Raw genomic sequence first — 16,095 nt, 5'->3', positions numbered from 1 at the left:
ACGACGCCCGGACGACGTCATCTGAGGCCGGCCAGACCGTAATCGGCGTCCGCGCAATCGCTTGCAGGCCGAAGGATCTATAGCCGGCCGGGCACACAACCCCGCAGGGCGCTCCGTATCATCACCCGATCGAATCTCTCGTCCTCTTCATGTCCGCTTCCTCCCAGACTTCGACCGATCTTTCGCCGCTCGTCCGCGATGCCGCGGAGGGGCGGCTGCCGGACTGGACGCGCGCCAAGCCCACGCGCCGCGAGCACATGGCGCGCGTCGCCGCGCTGATGCGCGAGTGGGCGACGGAATTGGGGTTGGGGGATGACGAAGTCGCGCGCTGGGCGGCCGCCGGCTACCTCCACGACGCGCTGCGGGACGCGGACCCGGACGAGCTGCGGCCGCTCGTTCCCGCGGAGTTCCGGGAGCTGCCGGGGAAGCTGCTGCACGGCCCCGCCGCCGCCGAGCGCCTGGCCGGCGACGCGGACGACGAACTGTTGGACGCGGTGCGCTGCCACACGCTCGGCTGCCCGCGCTTCCGGACGCTGGGGCGCGCGCTGTACCTGGCCGATTTCCTCGAGCCCGGCCGCACCTTCGCGCCGGAGTGGACGGAGCAACTGCGGCGCCGCATGCCGCGCGAGATGGACGCCGTGCTGCGCGAGGTGGTGGAGTCGCGCATCGGCCACGTGATGCGCGGCGGCGGCACGGTTCACCCCGAGACGAAGGCGTTCCATGCCCAGGTCGAAGCCGAAGCGCGGTAGCGGCGGCTCCGCCGCGCGCGGCGGCGGTCGGCTGCAGACCGTCGGGCTGTTCGTGACGCTCGTCGCCGTCGCCGTGCTGGTGGGCTCGCTCGCGTGGGGCGCGTGGCAGCATTTCGGCGGCCCGTCCGTGGTCGCGCCCGCCGCGTCGTCGGACAGCGCGCAGCGTACGTCTGTGCGGGCTCCCACCGAGCGCGTGCGCGTGCAGGTGCTGAACGCCACGCCCACGCACGGCCTCGCCCGCCGCGCGACGGACGTGCTGCGCGACCACGGCTTCGACGTGGTGGAGACCGGGAACGCGCCGCGCGGCACATCTCCCGAATCGTCCGTCGTCGTCGACCGCGTCGGCCGGATCGAGGTCGCGCGGCAGGTGGCCGACGCGCTCGGCATCCAGCGCGTGGAATCGAACCGCGACACCAATCTCATCCTCGACGTCACCGTGATCCTGGGGCGCGACTGGCAGCCGCCGGCCGCGTCGCCCTGAATCGCGTCGTTGCTCCAATCCCCCACAACACAGGAGAGGAAGGATGCGCAAGATCAGGCTCGACCTGCAGGATCTCCACGTCGACAGCTTCGCGGTCACGTCCGGGCTGAAGGCACGCATCGGGACCGTGCACGCGCGCTCGGCGACGTACACGCTGCCCATCCCGTACGGGATCTGCACCTCCGGATCGGAGCCGGCCCAGTGCGGCGACACCACGACGACGAATTCCGAGATCGGTACCTGCAACCACACCGTCTGCGACTGTGACCAGGACGGCTGGACGAGCGGCTGCTGATCGAAAATTGGTGACCGGAGCGGACGGACTCTGCATCCGGATCGTGATCACTGAAATCACACGGAGGGAACGGAGGAAACGGAGGAACCCACCTCACTCCTCCGTTCCCTCCGTGTTGATATGATTCATTGCTGTTGGGACAGCCGGGGAATGCACGACCACCACGCAGAAGCGCAATGAATCTGTCCGAGTCGAGGGAGATCGATGAGCGAGACGCCGGCCTGCCCGCGATGTGAATCCGCGCTCGTCGTGCGCGGCCGGATCGGCGCGGACGTCACCTCCTTCTACCCGGAAGGGCTGCGATTCTGGACGTTCCCGAAAGGGCTGCCGCTGCCGATCCGCGGGTTTCGCGGCGGTCACGGCTTCGGTTGCGCGTCGTGCGGCCTGGTGTGGAGCGAAGTCGATCCCGCGAAGCTGCGCCGCATGCTCGCGAACGGCGGCACCGAGGAGACCCGCCGCTGGCTGCGCGACGCCGATCCCGGGCGGCGCGGACTAGCCCTCGCGCGCTGCCTCGTACGCCGCCGCGCAGGCCGCCGCCAGCGCGATCCCGCCCAGAAAGCCGCCCCGAACGCATGGCCGCTGGGGAAGACCGGCTTGCGGCGCGACGGGCGGCCCGGCGGAGCCGGAGGCTGCGGCAGCACGCGGTCGAACGCGTGGTTCAGCGCCGTCGCCACCACGCCCGCCAGCGTGATGGCGCCAGCGCCGGCGCGGCGGGAGCGCTCGGCGTCGCCGTCCGCTGCGCCGTCCGCACGGACCACGTACGCCGATGCGGCGAGCGCGGCCGGGATGTACGTCCACCACTTTCCCACGGGGGAGATGGCGTCCGCGGCCTCGCGCGCCGGGTGCCCGCGGCGCGGCGACGTGCGCTTCCGCACCTTCTCGTCCGCCCGCGCGGTGTCGCGCCGTGCGACCGCGGCGGCGAGCGCACCGAAGCCCGCCGCGGCCGCCGCCGCGATGCCCCCCAGCACGAGCGCCCGGCGGCTGCCGTCGTCCTTCCGCCGCCCGTCGCCGCGGTGCGATGGAGATCGCTTCGTCATGCCGCGCCGCACAGGCGAGTTCCGTACCGCGAGGAACATCTGACGTGGACGGTGTCTGCGGCAAAGGACACCGGATTTCCTCCGCCGGGGACGAGCCACGATTCGCATCGAAGACGATCTGAGCTGCCAAGGAATTGCGGCGCAATCACTTGGATATCTGATCTCCGGGCGCGCCTGATCGGAACGCATGTTGCCCCGTCCCGGAAGTGAAGAGGCCGGAGATGATTCGGCCGGTGATCCCCACCCAACCTCGTTTCCACACCCGGAGAACCAAAATGCGGATCCGTACGATCGCCGCGCTGTTGGCGCCGCTCGCCATGGCGGCCTGCGTGCAGGCCAGCGCCACCTACCTGGGGCCGCGCCAGACCCTGGCGCCCGTGGCGGAAGATTCGGTGCGCGTGTTCCTGGCCACCGACAGCATCCCGGCGAACTGCGAGCGCTACGCCCTGATCAACACCTCGGGCGACGCGGACATGACCAACGAGTCGCAGATGGTGAACGCCGCCAAGCGTCGCGCGGGCAAGATCGGCGCGAACGCCATCCAACTGCAGACCACGCGCGACCCCAGCACCGGCACGCGCATCGCCGGGGCCGTGCTCGGCATCCCCGCCAACCGCAAGGGACAGATGCTGGCCTTCCGCTGCAGCGAGCCGCAGACGCAGGCCGGCATCCTCGGCCGCGTGCGCGAGTTCCTGGGGCTGGGGGAGTAGGCTGGGATCAACCGGACAGATGAAATGGAACGGGCGCGGAGGCCATGGCCTCCGCGCCCGTTCTGTCGTGGTTCACTCCTGAGTGGTTTCGTTCAGCCTAGCGTTAAGAGTGCAGCGTCCTCGTTCTCGTGAAAATGCTGGACGAGGATGTAGCGTTCTCGCAGCAGGCGAGCCGAATCTTGTACGGAGCAGTTGCCAATCTGCAACAAAACCACTTTAGGCGGATGCCCAAACCTCGCGCTCAACTGGTGATAGTCCCAATCCTTCGACACAATCGTGAACCCCTGAGCGGCGGCAAGTGCCCAGATGTCAACGTCTTGGGCTTTGCCTAACCCAAGGTGGTGAACGTGTGCGGATTCGGGATAAATGTCTGCCAGAAGGGTGGCGAGACGTGGTGACAAGTTCTCGTCAAAAAGCAACTTCACAGGCCCGGACCCGCCATCAGCCGCCGTTCACGCTGCGCAGCGAAGGCGAGACAAGCCAGGATGTCTTCGTGCTCGAGGTACGGAAAGTCGTTGAGGATCTCGTCTTCACTCATACCCGAAGCAAGGTACTCCAATACGTCCTGAACCGTAATCCGCAACCCGCGGATACACGGCTTCCCGCTTCGCTTTCCGGGTTCGATCGTAATGCGCTCGGTCAGGTCCATATGCTCGTTGAGTCAAGTTAGTCAAGTAAAATACTGAGGCTGCGATTGAAATATGCAAGGGCACGGAGGCCATCGCCTCTGCGCCCGCTCTTCATCTCCCATCGATCCGCTTACGGCAGCTGGAGCTTGTCGCGGATGAGGAGGAGGATGGCGGCGTGGGAGACGATCAGGTACTTGCTGGCGTCGATCTCCACCTCCACGGCGTTGCTGCGCAGGAAGATGGCGAAGTCGCCGGGCTGCGCCTGCAGCGGCACGTAGCGCATCCCCGTGCGGGTGCCGCCCGACCACGGCTCGCCGTCCGTCAGCGGCTCGACGGTGGGGTAGCCGGGACCCACGTTCACCACGTGGCCGCCCATCGCCGCCTCCTTCTCCTGCACGCCGGGCGGCAGGAACAGCCCGGACGGCGTCTTGGTGGCATCCTCCTCGGGCTTGATCAGGACCTTGTCTCCCACCACCAGCACTTCACGGCTCATCGGGGCATCCGTCTCGGTCAGGGCTGAATCCGGGTCGAGCATCTTCGAACACGTCTCGCGATCCGGAGGATCTTCAAGCGCTTACACCGCCTCGGCGGTCACGATCCCCCACATCCAGTTGCGCCACACGCAGTCCACGCGCTCGAACCCGGCATCCTCCAGCATCCGCAGGTGGTCGGCCACGGGCTCGTAGTGGTCGTGCGCGTCGGCGTGGGCGACCAGGCTCTCGATCTCCTCCTCCGTGCAGTTCCCCGGCTGGCGGCAGAAGTCCAGCCACCGCCGCCAGTTGAGCGCGGCGTTGGCCTCCGTGGCGCCCCACATCTGGTCGGCGAAGCGGAAGGTGCCGCCCGGCGCCGTCATCCGCCGGACGGCGCGGAAAAGCGCGGCCTTGTCGGCCACGTGGTGCAGGGAGATGGCGGAGGTGACGAGGTCGTATGCCTCCGGCTGAATCTCCAGCTCCTCGAAGCGTGAGACGACGAATCGCCCGTGCGCCGCCGCCTCCGGGTGCGCCTCGGCGATGCGGGCGCGGGTGAACTCCACCATCTCCGCCGAGGCGTCGACGAAGGTGATCGCGGCCGACGGGTAGCGTGCGGCCAGGCGCAGCGAGAGGTTGCCGGTGCCGCAGCCCAGCTCCAGCACGCGCGCCGCATCTTCGGGGAGATACTCGACCAGGCGCTCCGTCATCTCCGCGTAGCGCGGCACGGCGCGGCGGACGAGCGAGTCGTACGCCTCGATCATCGAGCCGAAGTAGTCGGACGCGGTGGACGCCAAGGGTGCGGGTGCGAAAGTGGGGAACGTGCGGGAGCGGGCCTGAAAGCGTAGCGCGCATACCTCCGCCGGACAAGGTCGAAGGCTGGATCCCAGGATTGCGCGTAGCGGGAGTGCCTCTTGTTCTACAATCCTTTAGCCACGCAATTCGATAGATCGATAGAACAATTTTCCAGTCTGGCGGTGACGTGAGTCGGGCAATTACATTTGCAATGCGCCGTAACGTTCCAGATACGCGAACGTCATCGGCCACCATCCCATCACGCCGGCCATGGGGGCTGGCGGATCCACGCTCACGATGGAGCATCCAATGCGCGACACCATGAAGCTGGACGTGGCGAACCTCGTCGTAGAGTCGTTCTCCACGGCTCCCATCCCGCCCACGCCCGACAACGTGCTCACCTGCATCAACACGAACTGCGGTAACAAGCTCTGCTGCGCCTGACGCACGTCGGAAGAGTCTCACACGGAGGGAACGGAGGAAACGGAGGATCAGCTGTCCTCCGTTTCCTCCGTGTGAGCCATTCAGTTCCTCCTGTCGGCCTGAAACTCCGCCGCACGCGCCGCCGTTCATCTCCCCCATGAACAAGACAGACGAAGAATTCAGCTACGACGACTTCGCCGACGCGTTCGCGGAGACGATCGACGAGGCGCCGTACAACAAGCTGTACGAGCGCCCGGCGATGCTCTCCGTCCTGCCGCCGATGGAGGGGAAGCGCATCCTGGAGGCGGGGTGCGGCGCGGGATGGTACACGGAGCAGCTCCTCCGCCGCGGCGCGCACGTGACCGCCGTGGACCGGAGCGCGCCGCTGATGGAGCACGCGCGCCGCCGCGTCGCCGCGCTGGGGGCGGAGGCGCAGGCCCGCGCGGAGCTGCGCGTGGCCGACCTGCGCCGGCCGCTCGACTTCGCCGCGGACGCGAGCTTCGACGGGATCGTGAGCGCGCTCGTCCTCCACTACCTGCGCGACTGGGGGCCGACGATGGCCGAGTTCCGCCGCGTGCTGAAGCCCGGCGGATGGCTCCTCTTCTCCACCGGCCACCCCGCGGCCGACGCCAGCCGCCTCCCCGCCGGCGCGGACTACTTCGAGGTCGCCGAGGAGGAGGGCGACCTCGCCGGGATCGCCACGGTGCGCTTCTACCGCCGTTCGCTCACCAACATCTCCGACGCGCTGGCGGGCGCGGGGCTCGGCATCGCGCGCATCGTGGAGCCGCGGCCGACGGAGGCGTTCCGGGAGCTGAAGCCCGACTCGTACGAGCGCCTCCTCCGCTTCCCCGAGTTCATCTTCGTCATCGCCCGTCCCTGGTGATGCCGTATCGATCTCCGGAGATCATCCCCGATGCGCCAGGACCAGGAATTCAGCTACGACGAGATCGCCGACGCGTACGCGGAGTCGATCGACGAGTCGCCGTACAACGCGCTGTATGAGCGCCCGGCGGTGCTCGCGCTGCTGCCGCCGATCGGCGGGAAGCGCATCCTGGAGGCGGGATGCGGCGGGGGATGGTACACGGAGCAGCTCCTCCGCCGCGGCGCGCGCGTGACCGCGGTGGACGGCAGCGCGCCGATGGTGGAGCACGCCCGCCGCCGCATCGCCGCGCTGCCGGCGGAGATGCGCGGGCGGGCGGAGGTGCGCGCGGCCGACCTGCGCCGGCCGCTGGACTTCGCCGCGGACGGCGCGTTCGAGGGGATCGTGAGCGCGCTCGTGCTCCACTACCTGCGCGACTGGGGGCCGGCGCTGGCGGAGTTCCGGCGGGTGCTGGCGCCCGGTGGCTGGCTCCTCTTCTCCACCCACCACCCCGCCGCCGACGCCAACCGCCTGGCGCACGGTGAGGATTACTTCGACGTGGTCCAGGAGGAGGATCACTGGGCGCGCGTGGGCCTGGTGCGCTTCTACCGCCGTCCCCTCACCGCCATCGCCGGCGCGCTCGCGGACGCCGGCTTCGGCATCGAGCGCATCGTGGAGCCGCGGCCGTCGGAGGCGTTCCGGCAGCTGAAGCCGGACGCGTACGAGCGCCTTCTCCGCTTCCCCGAGTTCCTCCTCGCCCTCGCCCGCCCCTGGTAGGTGGCCGCGCGCCGGAACCCCTCTTGCAGCCGGGGTTATCTCCCCGCCGGGAGGGCGACGGACGGTGCCTTTCCCGCGCGGGGGCGAGGGCGTACATTCGCCCCCGCAACGCCGCCGCCGACCGCGCGCATCCCCGGATTGGGCCGGCGGCACCGGGCGTATCGCGGAAGCTCCGGGGACAATTGGAGATCGTGATGGCCGACAGCTTCGGCGCCCGCTCGACGCTCCGCGTCGGCGAGCGCGAGTACATCATCTACCGCCTTGCCGCCGCCGGCGACGTGAGCCGGCTGCCCTACTCGCTCCGCATCCTCCTCGAGAACCTGCTGCGCAGCGAGGACGGCGTCACCGTCACCCGCGACGACATCCTGGCGCTGGCGACCTGGGATCCGTCGAATCCCCCCGACCGCGAGATCGCCTACTCGCCCGCGCGGGTGGTGCTGCAGGACTTCACCGGCGTCCCCTGCGTCGTGGACCTCGCGGCGATGCGCGACGCCATGGCGGAGCTGGGCGGGGATCCGTCGAAGATCAATCCCCTGCAGCCGGTGGAGCTGGTGATCGACCACTCCATCCAGGTGGACGCCTTCGGCACCCCCGAGGCCTTCCAGCAGAACGTGGAGCTGGACTACGGGCGCAACCGCGAGCGCTACGCCTTCCTGCGCTGGGGGCAGCAGGCGTTCGACAACTTCCAGGTCGTGCCGCCCAACACGGGGATCGTGCACCAGGTGAACCTGGAGTACCTGTCGCGCGTCGTCTTTTCCACCGACGAGAACCCCAACCTGGCGCGCGACGGCGGGCTCCCGCTGGCCTATCCCGACACCTGCGTGGGCACCGACAGCCACACGCCGATGGTGAACGGCCTCGGTGTCCTCGCGTGGGGCGTCGGGGGGATCGAGGCCGAGGCGGCGATGCTCGGGCAGCCCATCTCCATGCTGATCCCCGAGGTGATCGGCTTCCGGCTGGAGGGCGAGCTTCCCGAGGGGTCGACGGCCACGGACCTGGTCCTCACCGTCACCGAGATGCTCCGCAAGAAGGGCGTGGTGGGCAAGTTCGTGGAGTTCTACGGCCCCGGCTGCGCCAGTCTCGCGCTCGCGGACCGGGCGACGATCGGCAACATGTCGCCCGAGTACGGCGCGACCTGCGCCATCTTCCCGCCCGACCAGGTGACGCTGGACTACCTGCGCTTCACCGGCCGTCCCGAGGAGCGGATCGCCCTCGTCGAGGCGTACATGAAGGAGCAGGGGCTCTTCCACACGCCCGAGTCGCCCGAGCCGGTGTTCACCGACACGCTGACCCTCGATCTCAACACCGTCCAGCCGTCCGTCGCCGGTCCCCGCCGCCCGCAGGACCGCATCTCGCTGTCCGAGGTGAAGAAGGCGTTCCGCGCCGCGCTCCCCGGGCTGATGCCGGACCGCAAGGTGCCGTCCCAGAAGGAGGCGGCCAACGCGGACACCGGCGCGGGACCGGACAAGGTCGGCGTGTGGGGCGAGGGCAGTCCCGAGTCGCCCGACGCGCAGAAGGTGCTGGTGGGGGATGCGGAGATGGTGCTGGACCACGGCTCCGTCGTGATCGCCGCCATCACAAGCTGCACCAACACGTCGAATCCCTCGGTGATGATGGCCGCGGGGCTGCTGGCGAAGAAGGCGGCGGAGCGCGGGCTGACGCGCAAGCCGTGGGTGAAGACGTCGCTGGCGCCGGGCTCGAAGGTCGTCACCGAGTACTACCAGAAGGCCGGCGTGCTGGGCGACCTGGAGAAGCTAGGCTTCAACGTGGTCGGCTACGGCTGCACGACGTGCATCGGCAACTCGGGGCCGCTCCCGCAGCAGATCTCCGACGCCATCCAGAAGGGCGGGCTGGTGGCCTGCTCGGTGCTCTCGGGGAACCGCAACTTTGAGGGGCGCATCAACTCCGACGTGCGCGCGAACTTCCTGATGTCGCCGCCGCTCGTCGTCGCCTTCGCCATCGCGGGGCGGATCGACTGGGACCCGTACAACGAGCCGATCGGCACCGGCAGCGACGGACGCTCCGTCTTCCTCCGCGACATCTGGCCGTCGAACCACGAGGTGGCGGAGGCCATCGGGCACGCCATCGAGAGCGGGATGTACCAGCGCAGCTACGCCGGCGTGTTCGAGGGCGACGAGCGCTGGAAGAGCATGCCCGTGCCCGAGGGCGACCGCTTCGAGTGGATGGACGATTCCACCTACGTGCGCCGCCCGCCGTACTTCGACCAGATGCCGAAGGAGGCGCCGGACGAGGTGCGGGAGATCCGCGGCGCGCGCGCCGTCGCGCTGCTGGGCGACAGCGTGACCACGGACCACATCTCCCCCGCGGGGAGCATCAAGAAGGACTCGCCGGCCGGGAAGTACCTCGTCGAGCACGGCGTGGAGCCCAAGGACTTCAACAGCTACGGGGCGCGCCGCGGCAACCACGAGGTGATGGTGCGCGGCACCTTCGCCAACGTGCGCATCCGCAACCAGCTGGCGCCGGGCACCGAGGGCGGGTGGACGACGTACTTCCCCGCGGACGAGGTCACCACCATCTACGACGCGGCGATGAGGTACGAGGCCGACGGCACGCCGCTCGTCGTCCTCGCGGGGAAGGAGTACGGGAGCGGCTCGTCGCGCGACTGGGCGGCCAAGGGCCCGTACCTGCAGGGGATCAAGGCGGTGATCGCGGAGAGCTACGAGCGCATCCACCGCTCCAACCTGGTGGGGATGGGGGTGCTGCCGCTGCAGTTCCTGAGCGGCGACAGCGCCGGGTCGCTGGGGCTGACCGGCCGCGAGGTGTTCGACATCGACGGGCTGGCGGAGGTCATCTCCACCAACCTGAAGACGCGCGAGGTCACCGTCACCGCGCGGCCCGAGAGCGGCGAGGGCGAGGCGAAGAGCTTCCGCGCGTTCGTGCGCATCGACACGCCGCAGGAGGTGCTGTACTACCGCCACGGCGGGATCCTGCAGTACGTGCTGCGGCAGCTGCTGAGCGGGAAGGAGAAGCCGGAGCCGGTGGAGGGCGGCATCCCCGCCGGCGCCGTGAGCCACGACGCCGAGGGCGGCGACCGCTCCGTCACCGAGGGCTCGGTGGAGAGCTTCCCCGCCAGCGACGCGCCGACGTACTGAACGAAGTGCGAGAGTGCGAGAGTGCGAGAGTGCGAGAGTGCGAGAGTGCGAGAGTGCGATGACGACCGCGCCGGCAGCCTGATCTCGAGGCTGCCGGCGCGCTTGTGTCTCACGCGGGGACGCGGAGGAAAAGCCGCCGTTCTCCGCGCCTCCGCGTGAGCCCTCCTTCCAGTGATCCGGTCAGCCCGCCGGCCGGGGACGGGTGCCTTCGCGGCGGTCGCGCGCCACGCCGGTGGCCACCATCGCGACGATTCCGGTCGCCAGCACCGGCAGCCACACCAGCACGGCGCCAGCCCAGTACCGCGGTGGGTCCAGCATGATGACCGACAGCGCCGCCCCGGGCGAGAACGTCCACCGCCAGGTCATGAAGACCGGTGGGACGATCAGCAGGGAGAACAGCACGTACCACGTCACCGTGCGGCGCACCGGGTGGTCCTGCGAGCGGAGCAGGGGAATGGAACCCAGCAGGTACATCATCAGCACCCCCGCGGGAAACCCGGTCCCGATGGTCGCGGGCAGGCCCAGCGGCGACGCGATCACTCCCGCCCGCCACGCGCCCAAGGCCACGCCCGCCTCCACCACCAGCGCCATCAGCTCCAGCCACACCCCGCCAGCCAGCAGCCGCAGCAGCCGCCGCTGGGTGATCCCCGCCGGTGCCGCCTCGGCCAGCTCGCGCCCGGCGCCGCGGTCGTCCATCCACACCAGGATCGGCCAGAAGAACGCCACCGTGCTGAACACCATCAGGATCTTTGCGCGGCCCTCCAGCGGAATGCGGACGACCGTGGACACGGAGACGTCCACCCGCAGCCGCAGCGACTGCAGCGCCGTCAGCATCGCGATGAGCAGCGCCCACCGCGCGCCGTGCCCCACGATCTCAAGCTCGCACCGCAAAATCCGGAAGAAGCCGGCGGGGCGGCGCAGGCCGGGGACGTACGCGGCCGGCGCCGCCGGCGTGCGCGCATCCACGGTCTCGCTCGCGCGGGGGCCGGCTGGACGTGCGGCGCGCAGTCGCGGGAGCCCGGGCCGGGAGGATGCCGCCGCCCACGATACGGCGCAGGCCAGCGAAAGCGTCAGCAGGCACGCGGCGGCCCAGCCGGCGGCGGGCACCGCACGGATCTCCGCGGGCTTCGCCAGCGCCAGGGGCATGTGCGTCCAGCGCGGGGGGAGGAATTCCAGCAGCGCGGAAATCCCGAAGTAAGCGAGCGTCATCGCCCGCCCCGGCCGATCGGCCCGCAGCCACGTGGCCGCGCCGAACAGGTAGGCCGCCAGTCCCCACCCCAGGAGCAGGACCGGGTACCATGCGGGGTAGCCGTCCAGCCCGTGCGTTCCCATCGCGAACAGCGCGGTGTACACGCCGACGCACACCGCCAGCCCCAGCGTGGCCCAGGCGGCGGCGGATGCCAGCCGGATGCGGCGGTGCCGCGCCGAATCCACGGGCATGGCCGCGTCCAGCGGGTCGCGCCCGCCGCCCCGCCACTGGTACAGCGGGAAGAAGAATGCCAGCGCCAGCGGCAGCCCGAGCCCCGCGAACCCGCTCGCATTGAGGCTCCCCAGCAGCATCAGCGAGAGCGGGATGAAGAAGGTGGAGACGCCCCGTTCCCGCGCCAGCAGCCGCAGGTAGTGGCTCGCGACCACGTCGGTCCGCGCCGGCTCGCGCAGCGTGGCGGCGCTCACGCGGGCCTCCCGGCGCGCAGCAGCGCCAGCGTGGCGTCTTCCAGCGAGAGTGGCGCGGCGTCGCGCAGCACCGCGCCGGCGGCCTGCAGGCGGCCGGCCACCTCGCGCTCGTCGCCCCACACCGTCCACGCGATCTCGCGGCCCGAGCCCTCGCGCAGCAGCACGTCGCCGTTCAGCCCCGGCGCGCCCCTCCAGGCGGCGGGCACCTGCGCGCGGTAGCGGCGCAGCCGCGTCTGCACCAGGTCGCGTGGGGCCTGCAGCACCAGCCGCCCGCCCACGATCACCCCCACATGGTCGGCCATGCGGTCGGCCTCGTGCACGTGGTGCGTGGACCAGAGCACCGTCGTGGGGGCCGACGTCATGTGCTCCACCAGCAGCGCCGAGAAGTCCTCGCGCGCCAGCGGGTCCAGCCCGTCGGTGGGCTCGTCGAGCAGGAGCACGGGGGGCCGGTGGGCCAGCGCCGTCACCAGCATCACCCGCCGCAGCGCGCCCTTCGACAGGGCGCGCATCCGCTCGTGCAGCGGCACGCCTAGGCGGCGGCAGAGCGCGTCGGCGTAGGCCCCATCCCACGCCTCGTAGAAGGCGGCGTGATGCTTCAGGAACTCGCGGACGCTCAGCCACCCGTACGCCGTCTCCGCCGTCTCGGGAACGTACCCGATCTGCGCGCGCACCCGCGCCGGCACAGCCGTGGTGCGCAGCCCGCAGACGTGGGCGGTGCCGCGATCGGCCCGCACCAGGTCGAGCAGCACCTTGATGGCGGTGCTCTTTCCGGCGCCGTTGGGTCCGGCCAGCACGTACACGCTCCCGGCGGGCACCTGCAGGTCCAGCCCGGCCAGGGCCTGGGTGTCCGGAGCGTAGCGCTTTTCCAGGCCCTCGGTCTCGATCGCCAGCTCCGCGGCGTCCAGCCGCACGGGAAGGGAAGGGAGGCTCATGAAGCATGCTCCGGTTGAAGGGTGTCTTCCCCCGTCTCGACCGCGCGGACGATGGCCCCGGCCAGCTCGTGCGGGGTGAAGCCGAAGCGGCGGGCGTCCTTCAGCGCGCGCTCCGCCACGTCGCGCAGCAGCCGCTCGCGCTCGCCCTCGCCGGCGGGGCGCGCGGCGAATGTGCCCTGCCCGCGGCGGCTGTAGACCACGCCCGCGCGCTCCAGCTCGCGGTAGGCCTGCTGCACGGTGTTGGGGTTCACCCGCAGCTCCGTGGCGAGCGCGCGCACCGAGGGAAGCGTGTCGTCCGGCTTCAGCGCCCCTTGCGCCACCGCACGGCGCACCTCGTCCACGATCTGCTGGTAGAGCGGCCGCCCGTCGGAAAGGTCGAGATCGATCAGCACGAGTGTATCACCTGTACTGGTGTACCAGTCACACTAATACACTTAATCCGCGTCTCTCCGCTCGTCAAGGAACTCGTTCGCCGCGCTCGCTGTCTTCGCCTCGGCGCCCAGGCAGGGATGACCGGGGCACAGGGCGCGGCCGGGCTGCCCCGCCGGCGACGCGCCGACGTGCCGATCTGATTCTCACGCGGAGGCGCGGAGACGCGGGGTGCTCGCCCTGCACCTCCGCGTTTCCGCGTGAGGCCGCTGTTGGATCGGTGAGGCGCGCGCCGTATCTTCGCGTCGAACCCCTCACGGCGAGGCGACGATGACGGAGACGCAGGGCGCGGCCGAGCTGATCCTCAGGCTCTACGAGCTGCGGACGGACGACGAGCTGCGGCAGGCGCGCGACTGGTTCGCCAGCCAGTTCTTCCCGCAGTCGGCCGAGGAGGTGCTGGCGGCGTGGATCGGACCGGAGAGCTCCCGCTACCGCATGGTCACCACCTACTGGGAGATGGCGGCCACGCTGGTGAACCACGGCGCCATCCCCGAGCAGATGTTCCACGACGCCAACACCGAGCACGTCGCCATCTACATCAAGCTGCAGCCGCACCTCGAGCGGCTCAGGGAGATGGCGAAGTACCCGTCGTACCTGCTCCAGCTGGAGCGGATGGTGTCGCGCATGCCCGACCTGGAGGAGCGCGCCATCCCCATGCGTGCCTATCTCGAGCGCAAGCGCCGCGAGCTGCGCCCGGCCGAGTCGCCCGTCGCGCCGCCGCCGTCTCCCGATCGCGACATGGGGTGAGGATCGATCGTCCTCGCGATCTCGATCTTTCATCCGCAGACATTTCCGCCCGCCCGCGTTGCCGCCCGCCCGCACCGGCCGTATCGTCCACCCGATCCAGCCGTTCCGCTTCCGCTCCCGCCAAACGATGCGCGACCGTCCGCCCCACCTCGCCCCCGACGGACCGGGACTCGGGCCCGGCGCGGAGTTCGACCTGATCCGCCGCTTCCTCCCGCGGCACGCGCACGTGCGCCCCGACGTGCGCGTGGGCCCGGGCGACGACTGCGCGGTGGTGGCGGGCGACGGGATCGCGCTGTCGTGCGACATGTCGGTGGAGGGCGTGCACTTCCGCCGCGACTGGCTGTCGCTGCGCGAGATCGGCTGCCGCGCCGCGTCGGCCGCCCTGAGCGACCTGGCGGCGATCGCCGCGCGGCCGATCGGCATCCTCGTCTCCCTCGCGCTGCCGGAGGCGGACGCGGGGGCGCACGCCGTGCAGGTGATGGAGGGCGCCCGCCGCGCCGCCGAGCACGCCGGCGCGGTCCTCCTCGGCGGCGACGTCACCCGCTCGCCGGTGGCGATGGCGATCGACGTCACCGCCGTGGGCGAGGCGCCGCACCCCGTCCTGCGCTCCGGCGCCGCCGCCGGCGACGAGGTATGGGTGACGGGCGAGCTGGGCGCCGCCGGATTGTTCGTGGAGCAGATGGCGGCCGGCACGGAGGCAGACCCGGTGGCGCGGAAGCGCTTCGCCGCGCCCGAGCCGCGCGTGCGCGAGGCGCGCTGGCTGGCCGAGCAGGGGCTGGCGACGGCGATGATCGACCTCTCCGACGGCCTGGCGGGCGACGCGGCGCACATCGCCGCGGCCAGCGGGGTGGCGGTGCTGCTGGCGCCGGAGCTGATCCCCGTGCACCCCGCCGTGCGCCACCGCGCCGCCTCGCCCGACGACGCGCTGCGGCTGGCGCTGGCCGGCGGCGAGGACTACGAGCTCTGCTTCACCGCGCCCAACGGCGCCGTGGAGCCGTTCGTGCGCGAGTTCCAGGAGACCTTCCGCCTGCGCCTGAGCTGCGTGGGCCGCGTGGCCGGCGGCGACGGCGTGTGGTGGACCGACGCGGAGGGAAACCGGCGGCCGCTGGGGCTGCACGGCTATCGCCATTTCGAGGAGGAGCGGTGATCCGCACCCTGTGGACCTTCGCCGTCACGCTGGCGGTGCTGATGTGGTGGGGCCCGGTGGTGATCGTCGAGTCGCTGCGCGGCCGCCGTCCCGCCGCCTGGTATTCGATGATCACCCGCCGCTGGGCGCGCTCGACGATCTGGGCCAGCGGCTGTCCCATCGTGGTCCACGGCGCCGGGAACGTGCGCGAGGGCGTGCCGCAGGTGGTGGCATCGAACCACATCTCCTGGTTCGACGTGTTCGCGCTGGCCTCGGTGATCGAGGTGCCCTACCACTTCGTGGCCAAGAAGGAGCTGATGAAGGTGCCGCTCTTCGGCCGGGCGATGGAGGCGGCGGAGCACATCACCATCGACCGCTCCAACCGCGAGGCGGCCATCGAGAGCCTGAAGCTGGCGGGCGAGAAGATCCGCCACAGCCCGGGCGCGGTGGTGATCTTCCCCGAGGGCACGCGGTCGAGGACGGGGCGGCTGATCCCGTTCAAGAAGGGCGCGTTCGTGCTGGCGGCCGAGTCGCGCGTGGCCATCGTTCCCACGGCCATCACCGGCAGCTTCGAGATCATGCGCAAGGGCTCGTGGCGCATCAGCCAGCGCACCATCCACATCCACTTCCTCCCCCCCATCCCGCCCGAGGAAGTCACCGCGCTCGCGGCCACCAGCACCGAGGCGCTGATGGACGCCGTCCGCGCCCGCATCGCCGCCGTCGTGGACGAGGGCGAGCCGGTGGCGGCATGACGCGGCAAGTCGCACAAGAATCTTGACGGAGTGGAAGCAGGGCGGCATCTATGTCGCCCCTTTCCCTTCCGTTCACTTGTGCGGGGGTGGTTCATGCCCG

18 protein-coding genes are annotated in these 16,095 nt (G+C 70.6%); 11 read left to right on the top strand and 7 right to left on the bottom strand.

All coding sequences use genetic code 11. The annotated features are described in order from the left end of the window. The first annotated feature begins 149 nt into the window (after positions 1 to 149). The 3 genes from VF092_30265 to VF092_30255 are packed head-to-tail and all read left to right on the top strand — an operon-like array spanning position 150 to position 1,525. Complete coding sequence (locus tag VF092_30265; GenBank protein ID HEX6751617.1) at positions 150 to 749, top strand: HD domain-containing protein; 600 nt, start codon at positions 150 to 152, stop codon at positions 747 to 749. Next, complete coding sequence (locus VF092_30260) at positions 721 to 1,230, top strand: LytR C-terminal domain-containing protein (protein HEX6751616.1); 510 nt, start codon at positions 721 to 723, stop codon at positions 1,228 to 1,230. Before VF092_30265 ends, VF092_30260 begins: the two co-directional genes overlap by 29 nt. Before the next feature lie 43 nt (positions 1,231 to 1,273). Then, positions 1,274 to 1,525, top strand: a complete 252-nt coding sequence (locus tag VF092_30255) for a hypothetical protein (protein HEX6751615.1) — start codon at positions 1,274 to 1,276, stop codon at positions 1,523 to 1,525. A 356-nt stretch (positions 1,526 to 1,881) separates the two neighbouring features. Here the strand turns inward: VF092_30255 and VF092_30250 are convergent, their stop codons facing one another. Continuing rightward, positions 1,882 to 2,562: a hypothetical protein gene (locus VF092_30250; protein ID HEX6751614.1), complete on the bottom strand. Its 681-nt coding sequence runs from the start codon at positions 2,560 to 2,562 to the stop codon at positions 1,882 to 1,884. A gap of 275 nt (positions 2,563 to 2,837) precedes the next feature. On the opposite strand from VF092_30250, the gene VF092_30245 reads away from it, so the two are divergent. After that, the gene (locus VF092_30245; protein ID HEX6751613.1) at positions 2,838 to 3,272 is read left to right on the top strand and encodes a hypothetical protein; all 435 of its coding nucleotides are present in this window, start codon (positions 2,838 to 2,840) and stop codon (positions 3,270 to 3,272) included. Between the two features lie 421 nt (positions 3,273 to 3,693). Here the strand turns inward: VF092_30245 and VF092_30240 are convergent, their stop codons facing one another. The 3 genes from VF092_30240 to VF092_30230 form a co-directional block, all read right to left on the bottom strand. Next, positions 3,694 to 3,921, bottom strand: a complete 228-nt coding sequence (locus VF092_30240) for a DUF433 domain-containing protein (GenBank protein HEX6751612.1) — start codon at positions 3,919 to 3,921, stop codon at positions 3,694 to 3,696. A gap of 110 nt (positions 3,922 to 4,031) precedes the next feature. Next, on the bottom strand, positions 4,032 to 4,394 hold the full coding sequence (locus VF092_30235) for a co-chaperone GroES family protein (protein HEX6751611.1): 363 nt from the start codon (positions 4,392 to 4,394) through the stop codon (positions 4,032 to 4,034). Between the two features lie 81 nt (positions 4,395 to 4,475). Beyond that, positions 4,476 to 5,165: a methyltransferase domain-containing protein gene (locus tag VF092_30230; protein ID HEX6751610.1), complete on the bottom strand. Its 690-nt coding sequence runs from the start codon at positions 5,163 to 5,165 to the stop codon at positions 4,476 to 4,478. A gap of 307 nt (positions 5,166 to 5,472) precedes the next feature. On the opposite strand from VF092_30230, the gene VF092_30225 reads away from it, so the two are divergent. From VF092_30225 to acnA, 4 genes are all read left to right on the top strand, one after another. Next, the gene (locus VF092_30225) at positions 5,473 to 5,607 is read left to right on the top strand and encodes a hypothetical protein (protein ID HEX6751609.1); all 135 of its coding nucleotides are present in this window, start codon (positions 5,473 to 5,475) and stop codon (positions 5,605 to 5,607) included. Between the two features lie 136 nt (positions 5,608 to 5,743). Beyond that, positions 5,744 to 6,469, top strand: a complete 726-nt coding sequence (locus VF092_30220) for a class I SAM-dependent methyltransferase (GenBank protein HEX6751608.1) — start codon at positions 5,744 to 5,746, stop codon at positions 6,467 to 6,469. Positions 6,470 to 6,499: 30 nt separating this feature from the next. Next, complete coding sequence (locus VF092_30215) at positions 6,500 to 7,222, top strand: class I SAM-dependent methyltransferase (protein HEX6751607.1); 723 nt, start codon at positions 6,500 to 6,502, stop codon at positions 7,220 to 7,222. 194 nt (positions 7,223 to 7,416) lie between these two features. Continuing rightward, on the top strand, positions 7,417 to 10,335 hold the full coding sequence (acnA, locus tag VF092_30210; protein HEX6751606.1) for an aconitate hydratase AcnA: 2,919 nt from the start codon (positions 7,417 to 7,419) through the stop codon (positions 10,333 to 10,335). Between the two features lie 180 nt (positions 10,336 to 10,515). Here the strand turns inward: acnA and VF092_30205 are convergent, their stop codons facing one another. Genes VF092_30205 through VF092_30195 form a run of 3 tightly spaced genes read right to left on the bottom strand, consistent with a single transcriptional unit; the run spans position 10,516 to position 13,333 of the window. Then, positions 10,516 to 12,009: a hypothetical protein gene (locus tag VF092_30205; protein HEX6751605.1), complete on the bottom strand. Its 1,494-nt coding sequence runs from the start codon at positions 12,007 to 12,009 to the stop codon at positions 10,516 to 10,518. Next, positions 12,006 to 12,941 (bottom strand): ABC transporter ATP-binding protein, encoded by a 936-nt coding sequence (locus VF092_30200; GenBank protein HEX6751604.1) that lies wholly within the window; start codon positions 12,939 to 12,941, stop codon positions 12,006 to 12,008. The genes VF092_30205 and VF092_30200 overlap by 4 nt, the downstream gene beginning before the upstream one ends. Continuing rightward, on the bottom strand, positions 12,938 to 13,333 hold the full coding sequence (locus VF092_30195) for a GntR family transcriptional regulator (protein HEX6751603.1): 396 nt from the start codon (positions 13,331 to 13,333) through the stop codon (positions 12,938 to 12,940). The genes VF092_30200 and VF092_30195 overlap by 4 nt, the downstream gene beginning before the upstream one ends. A 307-nt stretch (positions 13,334 to 13,640) precedes the next feature. Between VF092_30195 and VF092_30190 the strand changes: the two genes are divergently transcribed. The 3 genes from VF092_30190 to VF092_30180 all read left to right on the top strand — a co-directional run bounded on the left by VF092_30190 (position 13,641) and on the right by VF092_30180 (position 15,995). Continuing rightward, positions 13,641 to 14,117, top strand: coding sequence for a hypothetical protein (locus tag VF092_30190; protein ID HEX6751602.1), 477 nt, complete (start codon positions 13,641 to 13,643; stop codon positions 14,115 to 14,117). Between the two features lie 127 nt (positions 14,118 to 14,244). After that, complete coding sequence (thiL, locus tag VF092_30185; protein HEX6751601.1) at positions 14,245 to 15,264, top strand: thiamine-phosphate kinase; 1,020 nt, start codon at positions 14,245 to 14,247, stop codon at positions 15,262 to 15,264. Continuing rightward, complete coding sequence (locus tag VF092_30180; GenBank protein HEX6751600.1) at positions 15,261 to 15,995, top strand: lysophospholipid acyltransferase family protein; 735 nt, start codon at positions 15,261 to 15,263, stop codon at positions 15,993 to 15,995. The genes thiL and VF092_30180 overlap by 4 nt, the downstream gene beginning before the upstream one ends. The last annotated feature ends 100 nt before the right edge of the window (positions 15,996 to 16,095 follow it).

The sequence above is a fragment of the Longimicrobium sp. genome, assembly GCA_036377595.1.
Lineage (GTDB): Bacteria > Gemmatimonadota > Gemmatimonadetes > Longimicrobiales > Longimicrobiaceae > Longimicrobium.
The sequence above is the reverse complement of the archived record's forward strand: the minus strand, read 5'-3'. Positions and strand labels throughout refer to the sequence as shown.